This window comes from Sphingomonas gei (assembly GCF_004792685.1).
Lineage (GTDB): Bacteria > Pseudomonadota > Alphaproteobacteria > Sphingomonadales > Sphingomonadaceae > Sphingomonas > Sphingomonas gei.
This window is the reverse complement of the sequence record NZ_SRXT01000003.1, coordinates 481,935-496,570: the sequence shown is the minus strand read 5'-3', so window position 1 is coordinate 496,570 and position 14,636 is coordinate 481,935. Positions and strand designations below refer to the sequence as shown.

General features: G+C 65.6%; 19 protein-coding genes. 14 read left to right on the top strand and 5 right to left on the bottom strand.

Going from position 1 to position 14,636, the window contains the following annotated elements; translation table 11 throughout:
• Positions 1-11 precede the first annotated feature (11 nt).
• The 9 genes from E5A73_RS09355 (at position 12) to E5A73_RS09315 (ending at position 5,795) form a co-directional block, all read left to right on the top strand.
• Positions 12-527 carry an RNA polymerase sigma factor gene (locus E5A73_RS09355; RefSeq protein WP_168355869.1) on the top strand — a complete coding sequence of 172 codons (516 nt, stop codon included), beginning with the start codon at positions 12-14 and terminating at the stop codon, positions 525-527.
• On the top strand, positions 524-1,504 hold the full coding sequence (locus tag E5A73_RS09350; protein WP_135963539.1) for a FecR family protein: 981 nt from the start codon (positions 524-526) through the stop codon (positions 1,502-1,504). The genes E5A73_RS09355 and E5A73_RS09350 overlap by 4 nt, the downstream gene beginning before the upstream one ends.
• Positions 1,505-1,589: 85 nt before the next feature.
• Positions 1,590-2,168, top strand: a complete 579-nt coding sequence (locus E5A73_RS09345; RefSeq protein WP_135963538.1) for a YqaA family protein — start codon at positions 1,590-1,592, stop codon at positions 2,166-2,168.
• A 95-nt stretch (positions 2,169-2,263) separates the two neighbouring features.
• Entirely contained in the window at positions 2,264-2,527 is a 264-nt protein-coding gene (locus E5A73_RS09340) for a hypothetical protein (protein WP_135963537.1), read from the top strand.
• 316 nt (positions 2,528-2,843) lie between these two features.
• On the top strand, positions 2,844-3,041 hold the full coding sequence (secE, locus tag E5A73_RS09335) for a preprotein translocase subunit SecE (RefSeq protein ID WP_135963536.1): 198 nt from the start codon (positions 2,844-2,846) through the stop codon (positions 3,039-3,041).
• 14 nt (positions 3,042-3,055) lie between these two features.
• A complete protein-coding gene (gene nusG, locus E5A73_RS09330) occupies positions 3,056-3,595 on the top strand; it encodes a transcription termination/antitermination protein NusG (protein ID WP_135963535.1) in 540 nt (179 codons plus the stop codon).
• A gap of 214 nt (positions 3,596-3,809) precedes the next feature.
• A complete protein-coding gene (gene rplK / locus E5A73_RS09325) occupies positions 3,810-4,241 on the top strand; it encodes a 50S ribosomal protein L11 (RefSeq protein ID WP_135963534.1) in 432 nt (143 codons plus the stop codon).
• A gap of 4 nt (positions 4,242-4,245) precedes the next feature.
• Positions 4,246-4,938, top strand: a complete 693-nt coding sequence (rplA, locus tag E5A73_RS09320) for a 50S ribosomal protein L1 (protein ID WP_135963533.1) — start codon at positions 4,246-4,248, stop codon at positions 4,936-4,938.
• 167 nt (positions 4,939-5,105) lie between these two features.
• The gene (locus E5A73_RS09315; protein ID WP_168355868.1) at positions 5,106-5,795 is read left to right on the top strand and encodes a PilZ domain-containing protein; all 690 of its coding nucleotides are present in this window, start codon (positions 5,106-5,108) and stop codon (positions 5,793-5,795) included.
• Positions 5,796-5,807: 12 nt separating this feature from the next.
• Here E5A73_RS09315 and E5A73_RS09310 read toward each other — a convergent pair whose 3' ends face one another.
• Positions 5,808-6,323, bottom strand: a complete 516-nt coding sequence (locus E5A73_RS09310; protein WP_135963531.1) for a L,D-transpeptidase family protein — start codon at positions 6,321-6,323, stop codon at positions 5,808-5,810.
• A 443-nt stretch (positions 6,324-6,766) separates the two neighbouring features.
• On the opposite strand from E5A73_RS09310, the gene rplJ reads away from it, so the two are divergent.
• The 3 genes from rplJ to E5A73_RS09295 all read left to right on the top strand — a co-directional run bounded on the left by rplJ (position 6,767) and on the right by E5A73_RS09295 (position 8,259).
• Positions 6,767-7,282 (top strand): 50S ribosomal protein L10, encoded by a 516-nt coding sequence (gene rplJ, locus E5A73_RS09305; RefSeq protein WP_135963530.1) that lies wholly within the window; start codon positions 6,767-6,769, stop codon positions 7,280-7,282.
• A 56-nt stretch (positions 7,283-7,338) separates the two neighbouring features.
• A complete protein-coding gene (rplL, locus tag E5A73_RS09300; RefSeq protein ID WP_135963529.1) occupies positions 7,339-7,716 on the top strand; it encodes a 50S ribosomal protein L7/L12 in 378 nt (125 codons plus the stop codon).
• A gap of 192 nt (positions 7,717-7,908) precedes the next feature.
• Positions 7,909-8,259, top strand: coding sequence for a DUF3060 domain-containing protein (locus tag E5A73_RS09295; protein WP_135963528.1), 351 nt, complete (start codon positions 7,909-7,911; stop codon positions 8,257-8,259).
• A gap of 6 nt (positions 8,260-8,265) precedes the next feature.
• Here E5A73_RS09295 and E5A73_RS09290 read toward each other — a convergent pair whose 3' ends face one another.
• Positions 8,266-8,769 carry a GAF domain-containing protein gene (locus tag E5A73_RS09290; protein ID WP_135963527.1) on the bottom strand — a complete coding sequence of 168 codons (504 nt, stop codon included), beginning with the start codon at positions 8,767-8,769 and terminating at the stop codon, positions 8,266-8,268.
• A gap of 150 nt (positions 8,770-8,919) precedes the next feature.
• Between E5A73_RS09290 and E5A73_RS09285 the strand changes: the two genes are divergently transcribed.
• Together E5A73_RS09285 and E5A73_RS09280 are read left to right on the top strand one after the other, a co-directional pair.
• Positions 8,920-9,843 (top strand): DUF808 domain-containing protein, encoded by a 924-nt coding sequence (locus E5A73_RS09285; protein ID WP_135963526.1) that lies wholly within the window; start codon positions 8,920-8,922, stop codon positions 9,841-9,843.
• Positions 9,844-9,926: 83 nt separating this feature from the next.
• Positions 9,927-10,532, top strand: coding sequence for a hypothetical protein (locus E5A73_RS09280; protein WP_206366433.1), 606 nt, complete (start codon positions 9,927-9,929; stop codon positions 10,530-10,532).
• A 4-nt stretch (positions 10,533-10,536) separates the two neighbouring features.
• Here the strand turns inward: E5A73_RS09280 and E5A73_RS09275 are convergent, their stop codons facing one another.
• The 3 genes from E5A73_RS09275 to E5A73_RS09265 form a co-directional block, all read right to left on the bottom strand.
• Entirely contained in the window at positions 10,537-11,694 is a 1,158-nt protein-coding gene (locus tag E5A73_RS09275) for a hypothetical protein (protein ID WP_135963525.1), read from the bottom strand.
• A 94-nt stretch (positions 11,695-11,788) separates the two neighbouring features.
• Positions 11,789-13,198, bottom strand: coding sequence for a M16 family metallopeptidase (locus E5A73_RS09270; protein WP_135963524.1), 1,410 nt, complete (start codon positions 13,196-13,198; stop codon positions 11,789-11,791).
• Complete coding sequence (locus tag E5A73_RS09265) at positions 13,198-14,592, bottom strand: M16 family metallopeptidase (protein WP_135963523.1); 1,395 nt, start codon at positions 14,590-14,592, stop codon at positions 13,198-13,200. The genes E5A73_RS09270 and E5A73_RS09265 overlap by 1 nt, the downstream gene beginning before the upstream one ends.
• Between the last annotated feature and the right edge of the window lie 44 nt (positions 14,593-14,636).

The following is a 14,636-nucleotide window of genomic DNA, read 5'->3' as shown; positions in this document are numbered from 1 at the left end:
TGGAAAGCGCCATGAGCGGCGCCTCCCGCACCCAGCCCGAGCTAGACGGCTGGGTGCGCCAGCATGGCCCGGCATTGCGCAGCTATTTCGCGCGCCGCGTCAGCGAAGCCGAGGCCGACGATCTGGTCCAGGAGGTCTTCCTCCGGCTCCACGCGATGCGCCGCGAAACCCCGGTCGAGAAGGTCGACCGCTTCATCTTCACCGTCGCACGCAACATCCTGATCTCGCGATACCGTTATCAGAAGGCGCGGCTGGCCGGGGCGCACGAGCCGCTCACCGAAGCATCCGATCCGGTCGATTCGCTGTCCCCCGAGCGGATCGTCATCGGCGTCGACGAATATGAGCGTACCGTGGAGGCGATCCTGCAGCTGCCGCCCCGCGCACGCGCTGCGTTCCAGTTTCATCGGTTCGAGAAGATGACCTATCACCAGATCGCCGCCCGCATGGGCATTTCGCACGAGTCGGTGAAGGAACTGATCCACCGCGCGCTCGTACGGCTCGTCGAACGCCTGGACGTCGACGCATGATCCGGCTGCTGCGCTCCCGCTTGGGCGACCGCCGCATGCGCGCGGCAGGGCGCCTGCTCGATCGCCACACGGGCCCGGAGGACCTGCTCGACCAGGCCGTGCCTTCGCTCGACGAAGAGGCTATGTTCGAAATGGAGCGGCTTTGGACGCTCACCGGTGCGGTTGCCGGCGATCCGCGCATCCGCGCCGCGATCGAAGACGACCTCGCCCGCTTCCAGCGTCCGCCGATGCGGCGATTCGCGCCGATCGCCGCTGCTCTGGCCCTCAGCTTGACTGGCATCGCCTCGCTCGCCTGGTTCGGAGGCGGTACGCCCCACATCGCCGCGGCTCCGGCACCGGGCGTCTCGACGGCAGTCGGCCAACGCAAGCGCATGACGCTGGCCGACGCAACCAGCGTTTCGCTCGATACCGATAGCGAGATCGCGGTCAGCATGGATGAAAAGGCGCGCAACGTGATGCTCCGGCGTGGCCGCGCCTATTTCAAGGTGACCAAGGACCCCCACCGCCCCTTCATCGTCTCGGCCGGAGACAAGCGCATCCGCGCAGTCGGAACCGCATTCGAAGTGCGAATCGACAAGGGCGAAGTGATCGTTACGGTGACCGAAGGCACGGTGGAGGTCACCGAACGCAATCCGGGGCGCACGGTGGCGAACGCAGCGCGGATAAGCGCGGGCACCCAATTGGTCACGCAGCGGGACAATGACTGGTCGATCCGCCACATCGACGCGGCGCAATCAACCACCTGGCTGATCGGCCGCCTGTCGTTCGTCGACGAGCCGCTCGCCAAGGCGGTCGACGAGATGAACCGCTATTCGCGGCAGAAACTTGCCTTTCGCGACGGGCGGGCTCCCGACGAACGCATTCTGGGGGTGTTCCGCGCCGGTGACACGCTGGCGCTGGCCCAGGCGATCGAGCTCAACGGCTTCGCGCATATCATCGAAGTGACCCCCGATCGCATCCTGGTGGCGGCAGACTAGCCCATTGGATCGCCGGGCCGGCGAATTGCGCCTTTCGCTGCGGCTGCGAATACGGCAGGGACCGCGAAACGGTTCCGGAGTTGGCATGTTTCGAGCGATGTACGACTGGGTGCTGCGCATGGCGCACCATCGCCACGCGCTGCGCAGCCTCGCGCTGGTCTCGTTCGCGGAGAGCAGCTTCTTCCCGGTCCCGCCCGACGTGATGATCGTCCCCATGATCCTCGCTCGGCGCGACCAGGCATATCGCATCGCGGCGGTCTGCACGATCGCTTCGGTGATCGGCGGCATGTTCGGCTATGCCATCGGCTATTATCTGATGGAAAGCATCGGTCAGTGGCTGATCCAGCTCTACCACATGGAGAGCAAGATCGAATCGCTGCGCCATGGCTATGATCAATACGGTGCCGCAATCATCTTGGCCAAAGGCTTGACTCCGATCCCATTCAAGCTGGTCACCATTGCCAGCGGCCTGTTTCACTTCAATTTCCCGCTCTTCGTCCTGCTCGCAACCATAACGCGCGCGGCGCGCTTCTTCATCATCGCGGCGTTGCTCAAGCGGTTCGGCGAGCCTGTGCAGGCGTTCATCGAAAAGCGCTTGAACTTGTTCGCTTGGGGCTTCTTGATCCTCCTCGTCGGTGGTTTTGCCGCGGTGGCAATGCTTTAGACGACGAATTGAGCATTTGTTGCAGAAGCGCGACTTGGTTCATTCACTGTTCACGCTCGCCGAATCAAAGTCGCAACGCTTAGAGGGGACGAAACATGTTCAAGAAACTGGCGGTTATTGCCGCCGCTTCCTCGATGATACTTGGCAGCACCCTGGCGCAGGCGAACTCGGCCTCCGCCCTCAGCCTGCGCGGCGCCCCCGGCATCGAGGGTCGCGCCAGCACCAACGACGTGAAGGAAAGCAAGCTGATCCCGGGCAGCCCGCTGTTCGCGATCATCGGCATCATCGCGGTGGTCGGCCTGCTCGAAGTTACCGGTGTGATCAACATCTTTGGCGACGACGAACCCGACAGCCCGTAGGCGGCGCGTAAGCCCGAACCTCGATAAAGGCGCTCCGGCCACCCGGGGCGCCTTTTCGGCGGGTTGACGATCGGCAGTACCAATACACCCGGCATCGCCCTCTGTGTCGTAAGTGCCGCCGCATTTGGCGATCCGGCACGCGCTTGTCCGCCCGTTTGGGAGCAGTGTCGGCACGCTTGCTTTTGCCCCGTGCCCTCGCTAGATACCCCTCCCAATCCGACAGCGTGATGGGAACACGCCGGTCCTTCCTCCGGAAGGAGCGGCGGCGGACCCATGCCTCGCCGAAGGGTCCATTTTTTCTGACGAGGATGCCCCCGTGGCGAAAACCAGTCCCCTCGAGTTCATGCGGCAGGTCCGTGCCGAGACCGCCAAGATCGTCTGGCCGTCGCGCCGGGAAACGATCATGACCGGTGTTATGGTGCTCATCATGGCGACGTTGCTCGGCGTGTTCTTCCTCGGCGTCGACTCGTTCTTCGATCTCGTCGTCCGATCGCTTCTCCGTCTGGCCCAGTAAGGAATACGACACGCATGGCGCGCTGGTACATCATCCACGCCTATTCGGGCTTTGAGGGCAAGGTCCGCGACCAGATCCTCGCCGACGCGACCCGCTTGGGGCTCGACCGTCTGGTCGAGGCAGTCGAGGTTCCGACAGAGACCGTCACCGAGGTTCGCCGCGGCAAGAAGATCCAGTCCGAGCGCAAGTTCTTTCCGGGCTATGTGCTCGCCAAGCTCGAGATGAACGACGACGTCTATCACCTCGTCAAGAACACCCCGAAAGTGACCGGCTTCCTCGGATCGATGGGCAAGCCCCAACCGATCAGCGAGGCCGAGGCCGCGCGCATCCTCAACACCAAGGAAGAGGCCGCTTCGGCTGCCCCCAAGGCGCGTGTCCAGGTCGACTACGACATCGGCGACACGGTCAAGGTCACCAGCGGCAATTTCGCGACCTTCTCGGGCATCGTCGAGGAGCTCGACTTCGACAAGAGCCGGGTCAAGGTCTCGATCTCGATCTTCGGCCGCGCGACGCCGCTGGAGCTTGGCTTCGAGGATGTCGAACGGGTCAAGTAACCCGAGCCTCACTTTGATAGATACGAGAGGCCGGGGCGAAAGCTCTGGCCTTTTTCGTATTGGTCGTTGCGTCTGTTGCGCTCAACTTGCGTTTGCGCTAGGTGCGCCCCCTTCCAAAGCTATCGCTAAGGAAACCTTGCGGGAGGATGCCTCGGCGTCCGTCTGAACCGCTAAACTTGATCGGGGCCTGCCAAGACCCCTGAAAGAGAGTGACATGGCAAAGAAGATTACCGGCTATATCAAGCTGCAGGTGCCCGCGGGCGCCGCGAACCCGTCTCCGCCGATCGGCCCTGCGCTGGGTCAGCGCGGCGTCAACATCATGGAATTCTGCAAGGCGTTCAACGCCTCGACCGGCGATCAGGAAAAGGGCACCCCCCTTCCCACCGTCATCACCGTCTATGCGGACCGTTCGTTCTCGTTCGAGACCAAGACCCCGCCGGCAACCTATCTGCTCAAGAAGGCCGCGAACCTGAAGTCGGGCTCGAAGGAGCCGGGCAAGATTTCCGCGGGAACCATCAAGCGCTCGGCCGTCGCTGCGGTCGCCGAAGCGAAGATGAAGGACCTGAACGCCAACGACATCGAGGCGGCAACGAAGATCATCGAAGGCTCCGCTCGCGCGATGGGCCTCCAGGTTGTGGAGGGCTGATACCATGGCAAAGCTGACCAAGAAGCAGAAGACCTGGACCGTCGAAGCCGAGAAGCTTCACGGCGTCGATGAGGCGATCTCGATCGTCAAGGCGAACGCGACGAGCAAGTTCGACGAGACCGTCGAAGTCGCGCTCAACCTCGGCGTCGATCCGCGCCACGCCGACCAGATGGTCCGCGGCGTCGTTACCCTGCCCAAGGGCACCGGCAAGGACGTCCGTGTGGGTGTTTTCGCCCGCGGCGCCAAGGCCGACGAAGCCACTGCCGCCGGTGCGGACGTGGTGGGTGCCGAGGATCTGATGGAAGCCATCCAGGGCGGCAAGATCGATTTCGACCGCTGCATCGCCACGCCCGACATGATGGGTCTGGTCGGCCGTCTGGGCAAGATCCTGGGTCCGAAGGGCATGATGCCCAACCCGAAGCTCGGCACCGTGACGATGAACGTCGCCGAAGCCGTGAAAGCGGCCAAGGGCGGCCAGGTCGAGTATCGCGTCGAAAAGGCCGGTATCATCCATTCGGGTATCGGCAAGGCGTCGTTCCCCGCGGAGGATCTGCGCGCGAACTTCGACGCTTTGGTCGACGCAGTGGTCAAGGCCAAGCCGGCCGGCGCCAAGGGCAAGTATCTGCGCAAGGTCGCGCTGAGCTCGTCGATGGGCCCGGGCGTCAAGGTCGACGCGGCGGAAATCGCCGGCGTGTGAACTGCCTGGGATGAAAATGTTTGAAGGGGTCGGAAGCAATTCCGGCCCCTTCTTCATATCTGTGCATGGCGGCGGCCCGGTGCCGTACGGCCCGAATGATGCGTGGATTTTCCCTAATGGTGCGCTGGCCATATTGCGCCTATCGTGCGCCCGATGAAGGCGCGCCGATGACCAGTCCGGATTCCGACGACGCCCGACGCCTGGCCACGGCGGCGCTTGGCCTGCAGCCGCGCCCGCCTCGCAAGAATTTGATGCTGTCGGCAACGATCGAATCCGCCGGCACGCGCGTGCCGGTGCGCATCCGCAATCTTTCCGAAACCGGCGCGATGCTCGACGGGGCAGCGCTTCCCGGTCCGGGCGATTCTTTGGTGCTGCTGCGTGCCGAAATCACCGTTGGCGCAACCGTGGTGTGGCGCGACGACCGACGCTGCGGGATCCGCTTCGCGCTGGTCGCCGCCTCTGTCGACGAATGGGTGACGGGAAAACGCCCGGCGACTTTCGACGGCAAGCAGGGCCAGGCGCGGGTCGATGCGATTCAGACCGCGGTGCGTTTCGGCGCGGTGCTTCCGGCAGAGCCTGCCCCCGCTGCAGGGACGCCCGACGCCATGGATCTCGACCGGCGAGTCGCCGAGGAAGTCGTCCATGTCCGGCAGTTGATCGATGCGCTGGGCGAAGAACTGGTCGAGGACCCGGTGATGCTTCAGCGCCACATGCGCGTGCTCCAGAATCTGGACCGCGCCAGCCAGATCCTCGAGCATCTCGGCACCGTGCTCGGCGCGTCGGACCCCATCAGTGCCGCGCAAGGCATCGCGATGCAGGATCTGCGCGAACGGCTGCTGCGCAACCCGCATTCCTGATCGGGGTCGGGCTCAGGCGCCGTAGAATTGTGGAAGCCAGTTGCGCGTGACGGTCACCTTGTCACCAAGCTTGGCAGCGCGGAACAGCAACGCCGCGAATTCGTCGGGCAGCCCGATGCAGCCATGGGTGGCGTAACGGTTGTCGACGGTGTCCCCGCTGCCGTGGAGCGAGATGCCGTCCCAGGTCAGCCGCATCATATAGGGCATCGGCGCATTGTAGATATTCGAGACGTGGTGGACCTGCTTCTGCAGGATCGGGAACGACCCGAGCGGAGTCGGCTTCTCGTCGGCGCCGTAGATCAGGATCGTACGACCGATCTCGACTCCGCCGCGATAGACGTAGAGCGTGTCGCGCGCGACATCGGCGACGATCTCGATCCGGCCCGCCGGCGCGCGCTGCGGCTCCCAGAGATATTCGCCTTCTTCGAGCGGCGCGTCGGGGGTCAGGATCGCGAGAACGATCGGGCCCTTGGGAGCAGCCGCGGCGGCGGCATCGGAAGGCAGCAGCAGCGATGCGAGGAGGAGCATGAATGCGCCTCCTGCCGCTCGCCGAAACCGGCGGAGGAGCGAGGGTCGAGTCTTCATGCGCGACGATATTGCTGGTGAAACCCGGTCTGGCTAGCATGGTTTTTGGACTGTTCCGCAGGGGGACGGCTTGATCCTTCGTTAAGCATGCCGCCCTCCGGTAAGGATCTCGACTCGCGTCGGCCGCTTGACTTCGCCTCCCATTCCGCTAAGTGCGCGCCTTCGCGGATGGGGCTTGCCCTGCCTGCGTTCCGTCCGAGACAGCGAGTGACCGGGATTTGCCGGTCTTGATTTCTCGCCAAGACGGGGACAGATTTTTCACCGGCGATCCGCCTTGCGCGGGCGTTCGGGTCATGCCGGGGCAGCCCCTGGCCATGATGATCGTGCCCCTCGGACTTGTTTGAACCGAAGCGCCCGAAAGGGGGCTTCACAACGAGGAGACCGGCATGGATCGTTCCCAGAAGGCTGATGCCGTCGCCGAGCTGAATCGCACCTTCAACGAGGTCGGCGTGGTGGTTGTCACCCGCAATCTCGGGATGACCGTCAAGCAATCGACGGACCTCCGCAACAAGATGCGCGCAGCCGGCGCGAGCTATAAGGTCTCGAAGAACAAGCTTGCCATCATTGCCGCCGAAGGCACCGATTATTCGGTGATCGGGGACCTGCTCACCGGTCCTACGGCGCTCGCCACCTCCGCCGATCCCGTGGCTGCGGCCAAGGTCATCGCGGAATTCGCCAAGACGAACGACAAGCTCGAAATCGTCGGCGGCGCAATGGGCAGCCAGCTGCTCGATGCGGATGGCGTGAAGGCACTTGCGACGCTGCCGTCGCTGGATGAACTTCGTGCGAAGATCGTGGGGCTCATCGTGGCACCCGCGACCAAGATCGCGACGATCACCCAGGCACCGGCTGCACAGCTGGCACGCGTTCTTTCGGCATATGCGGAGAAGGAAGCCGCCTGAGCGGCCCCTTTCACGAGACCAATACCCAACCCTATTTGCATTGACTGGAGTTAATCATGGCTGACCTTAACGCACTCGTCGACCAGCTCTCGGAGCTGACCGTTCTCGAAGCCGCCGAGCTCTCGAAGCTTCTCGAAGAGAAGTGGGGCGTCTCGGCCGCCGCTGCAGTTGCAGCGCCTGCCGCTGGCGGCGCCGGCGCCGCTGCTCCGGCTGCCGAAGAGCAGACCGAATTCGACGTGATCCTCACCGGCGACGGTGGCAAGAAGATCAACGTCATCAAGGAAGTCCGCGCCCTCACCGGCCTCGGTCTGACCGAAGCCAAGACCCTCGTTGAATCGGCTCCCAAGGCCATCAAGGAAGGCGTCAACAAGGAAGAGGCCGAGAAGATCAAGAAGCAGGTCGAGGAAGCCGGCGGCACCGTCGAGATCAAGTGAGCCTGCGCGCGTAAGCGCGAAGGACTCATCCCCGCGCAGGCGGGGATCCAGCTTCTGCTTCACGGCAGAGACGAAAGGGCGGTCCTTCGGGGCCGCCCTTTTTCGTTGCGGGCCCGCGAGGAGCGCAGGTCCCACGGAACCGCATTTCATGTCATGCGTAAACTTGCGGCTGCGTAACGAACGGAGAAGTGAATGCGGGATCTGAAACGAGCGGCATTATCGGCCGTGGCCTCGGCAGCGGTGTTCACCGCTCTGCCTGCGAGTGCGCAGACCGAGTTCACCGGCGCGGGGGAGGAGTCCGAGCTCGATTGCGGCGGCGGCGCTGCCACGATCGAGGGCGCCAGCAATGTCCTGACCATCACCGGGGCCTGCACCAGCCTGCGCGTCACCGGCGCGAGCAATCGCATCACGATCGACCTCGGCAAGGTTTCGACAATTCGCGTCGAAGGCGCGGACAATGAAATTCGCTGGCGCGCACCGGGTGCCGCCAAGCCGCGCCTCAACGTCGTCGGCGCGGGCAATCGGGTTTCGCGCCTGCGCTAGGCAACGCTAAGCCGCAGTCGCGGCGCGCGCCTGTTCGCGAATGCGCGCAGACATGATGCTCCCAACCTGTCCGGCGAAGCCCCGCAGCGCGGTGATGACTTGCTGCCCGCTGATCTGGCGCGGCTCGGGATCGATCGCGCACAGCGTCCCGAAGAAACTGCGATCGTCGAGATAGACCGGCAGCGAGGCATAGCTCTCGAAGCCGTACATCTGCGGCGTATGGTGCTTGCGCCACTTCGGATCGTCGATCACCGAATCGATGATGACGGCTTCGCCGCAGGCGCGGATGTCGTCGCAGATCGTCGTCTTGACTTCGAGTTCGTCGCCGGGGTCCAAACCGAACTCGATCTTGTCGAGCACCTGGCAGGCGATCCATCGGTCGTCGGTTACCCGCGCCACCGCGGCAAATCCCATCTGAGTCTGCTCGCAGACCAGCGCGAGGATCTTGCGGAGCGCATCGTCGTCGCCGAGCAGCACCGCCATCGCGGCTAGGTCATCCTTGGCACCCATTCCCGCCGCCTTGCTCCGTTGATCGCCTTCGAACTACCCTCGAACGATCGGGCGGCAAAGGCTTTCTTGCCGCCAAGCCTTGCCGCGGGCCCTGCATCCGGGGATGAGGACGGATCGATTCGTCCCCCGTCCCGCCTGACTGGAATTCGCATGCCCTCCGGACTTGTAGCCTTGCTCGACGACATCGCCGGGATCACCAAGCTCGCCGCGGCGTCGCTCGACGATGTCGGCGCGGCCGCGGGTAAGGCGGGGAGCAAGGCGATCGGCGTGGTGGTCGACGATACCGCGGTGACGCCGCGCTACGTCGTCGGGCTCACCCCCGATCGCGAACTGCCGATCATCTCCAAGATCGCGATGGGATCGCTGCGCAACAAGCTGCTGATCCTGCTTCCGGCAGCATTGATCCTCAGTGCCTTCGCGCCCTGGGCGATCACTCCGCTGCTGATGCTCGGCGGCGCGTTCCTGTGCTTCGAGGGCGCGGAGAAAGTGCTCGAAGCGCTGGGTGGCGCGGGCCACGCCGAGGAAGAGGCCGCGCCGATGGACGCCGCCGAACTCGAGCAATCCAAGATCAGCGGCGCGATCCGCACCGATCTGATCCTCTCGGCCGAGATCATGGCGATCGCGCTGGCCGATGTCGCGGAGAGCCCCCTGCTCACCCAGGCGATCGTGCTGGTGCTGGTCGGGGTCGGTATAACCGTGATGGTCTACGGCGTGGTCGGGCTGATCGTGAAGATGGACGATATCGGGCTGCACCTCGCCAAGCGCCGCGCCGCGGCGACCCGCGCGCTGGGCCGCGGACTGGTGCGCGGCATGCCGGTACTGATGGAGACGCTGTCGGTGGTCGGCACCGCGGCGATGATCTGGGTCGGCGGCGGCATTCTCGTCCATGGCCTCGACGTGCTCGGCCTGCACGAGCCCGCCGGCACGATCCACCACGCCGCCGAGGCGGTGGCGCATGCCAGTGGCGCGCTCGGCGGGCTCACCGGCTGGCTGGTCACCGCCCTCGGATCGGGACTGCTCGGGCTCGCGGTCGGCGGGGCGATCGCGTTCGTGGTGCACAAGATCCGCCACTGAGCGCCGATCCCCCTTGGCCGCGGCCATTGGCCGGTTTTCCAGCTGGCCGTACCGCGATAGGATGCGGCGATCAGGAGGCGCAGATGCCGCACATGCCTATCCGCCCGTCCGCCCGCACAAGGACGCCGCCGCACTTCTCGATCGCGCTCGCTTTGGCCGCGCTCTCCTTTCCGCCACATGCCGCGTCGGCGCAGGCGACACCGCCGGCTGCCGCTGCCGCCCGCGACGGCAGCCACGACTTCGACTGGGAAATCGGAAGCTGGACGACCGAGCTGCGCTACCTCCCCGAACCGCTTACGGGATCGACTCGATGGGTCGAGTATCGCGGCACGACCGAAGTCCGCGCGTTGCTGGGCCGCCGCGCGAACATCGTCGAGCTTTCGGTCAGTGGCGCCGCCGGGCGAATCGAAGGCGTCTCGCTGCGGCTCTACAATCCGCAAGCGCGCCAGTGGACGCTCAACTTCGCCAGCGTGCGCAATGGTATTCTCACACCGCCGGTCACCGGCGCCTTCGACGGAAAGGGCCGGGGGACCTTCTACGGTCTCGATACGGTCGGGGGGCGTACTGTCCTCGTCCGCTTCGTGATCTCGGAAGTCACGGCCAGATCGGCGCGATTCGAGCAGGCGTCTTCGCCGGATGGCGGCGCGACGTGGGAAGTGAACTGGATCGCGGTCGACACCCGCGATTGAAGGTTCAAGCCGCAGCGGCCTGGCGCGGCAAATAGCGTGTCGCGGTCAGCTGACTCGCCTGCTGATTGCGATCGAGCCAGATCGGGCCGAGCTTGCCGCCCTGTCCCGGCGTGCCGATCATGAAGTCGGCGCCGAAGCGGCGGATGCTGATCCCCGCGCGCCATTTCACTTCTATCATCACCATCGGCACGAACATCGGCCGGCCGTGCATCTCGACGACATGGACCAGTTCGCGGGGCAGCGCGAGGCGCACCGGCATCCGCCCGCCCGCGCCGGCGGCAAGATCGAACGGCGTGCCGGCGGAATCGACGATCGGATTGGCATGATAGCCGGCGATGTTGCGGTCCTGGTCGGGATTGGCGCTCATCATCGCCATCAGCACGCGGATATTCTCGGCGCCGGCGCCTTGGGTGTTGCCGATCAGCAATTCGAAATCGAGCATCACGTCACGCTCGGTAACTTCGATGCGGCCGGGGCGCAGGACGATCTCGAACGGCTCGCCCAACGGCGCCGCAGGGAGCGGCGGCGCGATTCCGGGAGGCGGCGCCACCGGGCGGACCGACGGTGCAGCGGGTGGCGGCGCAGCGACGGCGGCCGGCGCTTCGTACGATTCCTCCGCCTCGCCGGGACGGCGGCGTCGCAGCGCCCAGACGCCCCCGAAGAGCAGCGCCGTCGCGCCGGCGCCGAGCAGCGCCCATAGCCAGCCGGGCGTACCGGCAGGCGCCGGCACCACCGCCTGAGGGGTCGAAACGGTGGCGAGGGGCGCCGGAACCGGAGCCGGGACAATAGTCGGGATCGGCGTGGCGGAGACTGTCGGCGCGGGCTGGCTCGACGGTGCCGGCGTGGCGGCGGGAGCAGGCGTCGAGCGCGCCGGCGCCACCGAGCGTGGAGCCACGCGGGCATTGGGAGTCGGCGCAGGTATAGGTGGCACAGGCACCGGCGCCACCGTCGGGACCGGGGTCGGCGTGGGCGTCGCGGCGGGCGGGGCCAGCGTGAAGCGCTCGGGCGCGACATTGGGTATGGTGCTCGGGCGCGCCGGCGTCGGCAGCGGAACCGGCGTCGGCGTAGTCTGCTGCGCACGCGCGCCGGGCGCCCCGCCGACAGCCAACGCTGCCGCGACGATGCCTGCCAGCTCGCCGATCCGATGTTTGCCGCGCGTCACCCGAATGTCTCTAGCCGTTCCAAGCTGAATTGTACCTGCACGTGCCGCGTTTTAGCGGCGGTCTGGCGCAGGTGAAGCAGATTGCCGCGCGGGCTCAGGGAACGCTGACCCGCTGGAACGGCACGTTCGCCAGTTCCGGAAGCGCCTTGAGCTGCGGCTCGACGGTCTTGAGATCGCCCACCGCGATCAGCACGAGCTTGTCGATCGGATAGCTCGCTTTGGCCGAGGCCATCATCGCCGCCGGCTCGACCGCGAGCACCGCCGGCACATAGCGGTCGGTCCAATCGGCGGGCAGGCCCAGCAGGTCGCGCGTCGCCAGCGTGTTGACCAGGGCGGGCGACGTCGAGTTCGAGATCGCGAACAGCCCGGCCATATAGGTGCGGATGCCCTTCGATTCCTCGATCGGCGCCGGCTCGGTCTGCATCCGGCGGACTTCCTTGAACACTTCGCCGAGCGCCGCGCCGGTCACATTGGTGGTGACGTCGGCCTCGAAGGTCCACAAAGCGTCGTCGGGGTTGAACGCCACGCCCGAGCCCGGCGAATAGGTATAGCCCTTGGTCTCGCGAATATTGGTGGTGATGCGCGAGCTGAACGCACCGCCCAGCAGCGAGTTGGTCACGCGCTGGGGGATGTCGGCGTCGCTCCCCGCCACCGCGGCGTCGAACGACAGCCGCAAGGTCGTCTGCGGCGCATCCGGCCGGTCGATCAGGATCACCCGCGGCCCCGCCTGATGCGGCGCGGCGAGCCTGACCGGCTCGGGCCCGCCGGCCCAGCCGCCGAATGCCTTGGTCACTGCCGCCTTGACCGCCGCTGCATCGAATTTGCCGGCGATGTAGAGATGCGCGCGCTTCGCGCCGAACTGGCCGCGGTGGAACGCCTTCACCTGATCGATCGTGTAGCCGGCGAGTTGCGCCGCACTCGGCACCACCCGGCCATAGGGATGGTTCGGGCCGTAGATCGTCCGCGCCAGCGCGATATCGGCGAGCGTGCCGGGCTGCGACAGCGCGACGCTCAGCTGGCGACCCAGATTGGCCTTCACGCGGGCGAGCTCGCTTGCCGGCAGATCGGGCCGCATCGCCACGTCGCCGATCAACGCGACTGCCTGCGGGGCGAATTCGGACAATATGTTCATCGTGATCTGAGTGATCTGCTGGCCCGCACCGACGCCGAGATCGCCGCCCATGTCGGCGGCGGCGGTGGCGAGTTGGCCGGCGCTGCGACCCCCTGCCCCTTCCTTCATCATCGCCGCGGTCAGATCGGCGAGCCAGGTCGACTCGCCTTCGCTGATGTTGCCGGCACGGACGCGCAGCGACACCACTGCCTTGGGCGCGATTCCATACGGGACGAGCGTGACCTGCATGCCGTTGGCCAGCGTGAAGGTCTCGGTCGCGGGCAGCTTGAACGGCTTGGGTTCGCCCACCGGCGGCGCCGGCGGGAAATCCTGGGCGAGCGCCGGGGCGGCAGTGGCGAATGCCAGGAGGCTCGCGAGCAGAACGCGCTTCATCACTTGCCCCCCTGTCCGGCGCCCTTGGCACCCGGCTCGATCACATAGACCGAGCGATTGGTCTTGCGCAGATATTCCTGCGCGGTCTTCTGGATCAGCGCCGGGGTGACCTTGGCGAAGCCGTCCTCGATGCGATTGATCGCACCCGGATCATTGTCGAACAGCGCGTGCACCGCGAGCAGGTCGACTAGGCCGATGCGGCCGCCCCCGTCGATCTCGCCGTACAGGTCCGAGCGCATCTTGGTCTTCGCACGTGCCAGCTCGGCGGCGGAGACCGGCGTCGTGCGCAGCTTCTCGATCACGTCGTCCACCGCCTGGGTGATCTGCGCGGGGCTGTGCGTGGGGTCGTGCGTGAAGCTGAAGCTCCACAGCATCGGCCCGCGATAATTGAACATGTTGCCGAGATCGCCATTGATCCCGCCACCGATCTCCCCGGCGATCCCGGTTTCCTGGACCAATTTGGTGTAGAGCCGGCTGTCGTCGCCCTGGACGAGGATCTGGTCGATCAGGCCCATCGCATACCATTCGGGTGTGCCGCGATCGGGCACGTGATAGCCCGCGGCATAGCCCGGCTTGGGAGCGAGCGCATCGACGCGGCTCTTATACTTCTCGGCGGTCTGGCGCGGCTCGGCAATGTCGGGCTGGACCACCGCGGGCTTCTTCGCGATCGGCCCGAAATATTTCTCGATCGTCGCGCGGGTGGCGGCGTAATCCAGGTCGCCGGCGATCACCAGCACCGCGTTGCTCGGCCGATAAAAGGCGTCGAAAAAGGATTTCGCGTCGGGCACCGTCGCCGCCTCGATCTCCTTCAAGTCGCCGTAGAAATTGTGGCTGTTATACCAGTTGGTGTTGGCCAGCATCGGCAGGTCGATCCACGGCCAGGTCGAGTAGGGCTGGTTGAGCACGTTGACCTTGACCTCGTTGCCGACGACGCCCTGCTGGTTTACGAGCACAGTCTGGTCGATCGCCGGATTGGCCATGCGATCGGCTTCGAGCCACAGCATCCGATCGAGCGCGCTGGATGGCAGGACTTCATAGTAATTGGTGAAGTCGAACCGCGTGGATCCATTATTAATCCCGCCCGAATTGGTCACCGTCTGGTCGAATACGCCCTTGGGCGCATGCTTCGATCCCTGGAACATCAGATGCTCGAACAGATGCGCGAAGCCGGTGCGCTCGCGCGGCTCGACTCGGAAGCCGATGCCGTAATAGGTCGCGATCGTCACCGTCGGCGCGATCTGGTCCCTCGCCAGCACGACCTTGAGCCCGTTGGGCAGGGTGAAATACTGCATGTCGACGTGCAGCTTCTGCGCCGCCGCGGGGGCCGGCTGGGCAAGCGCCGTCGTCGCCAGCGCAGAGGCGGCAAGCGCGAGCGCGAGGCTCCATTTCTTCATGCGGGAGAACCTTCTCGAAGGAATCGGATGTGTGTTGGCCTAGC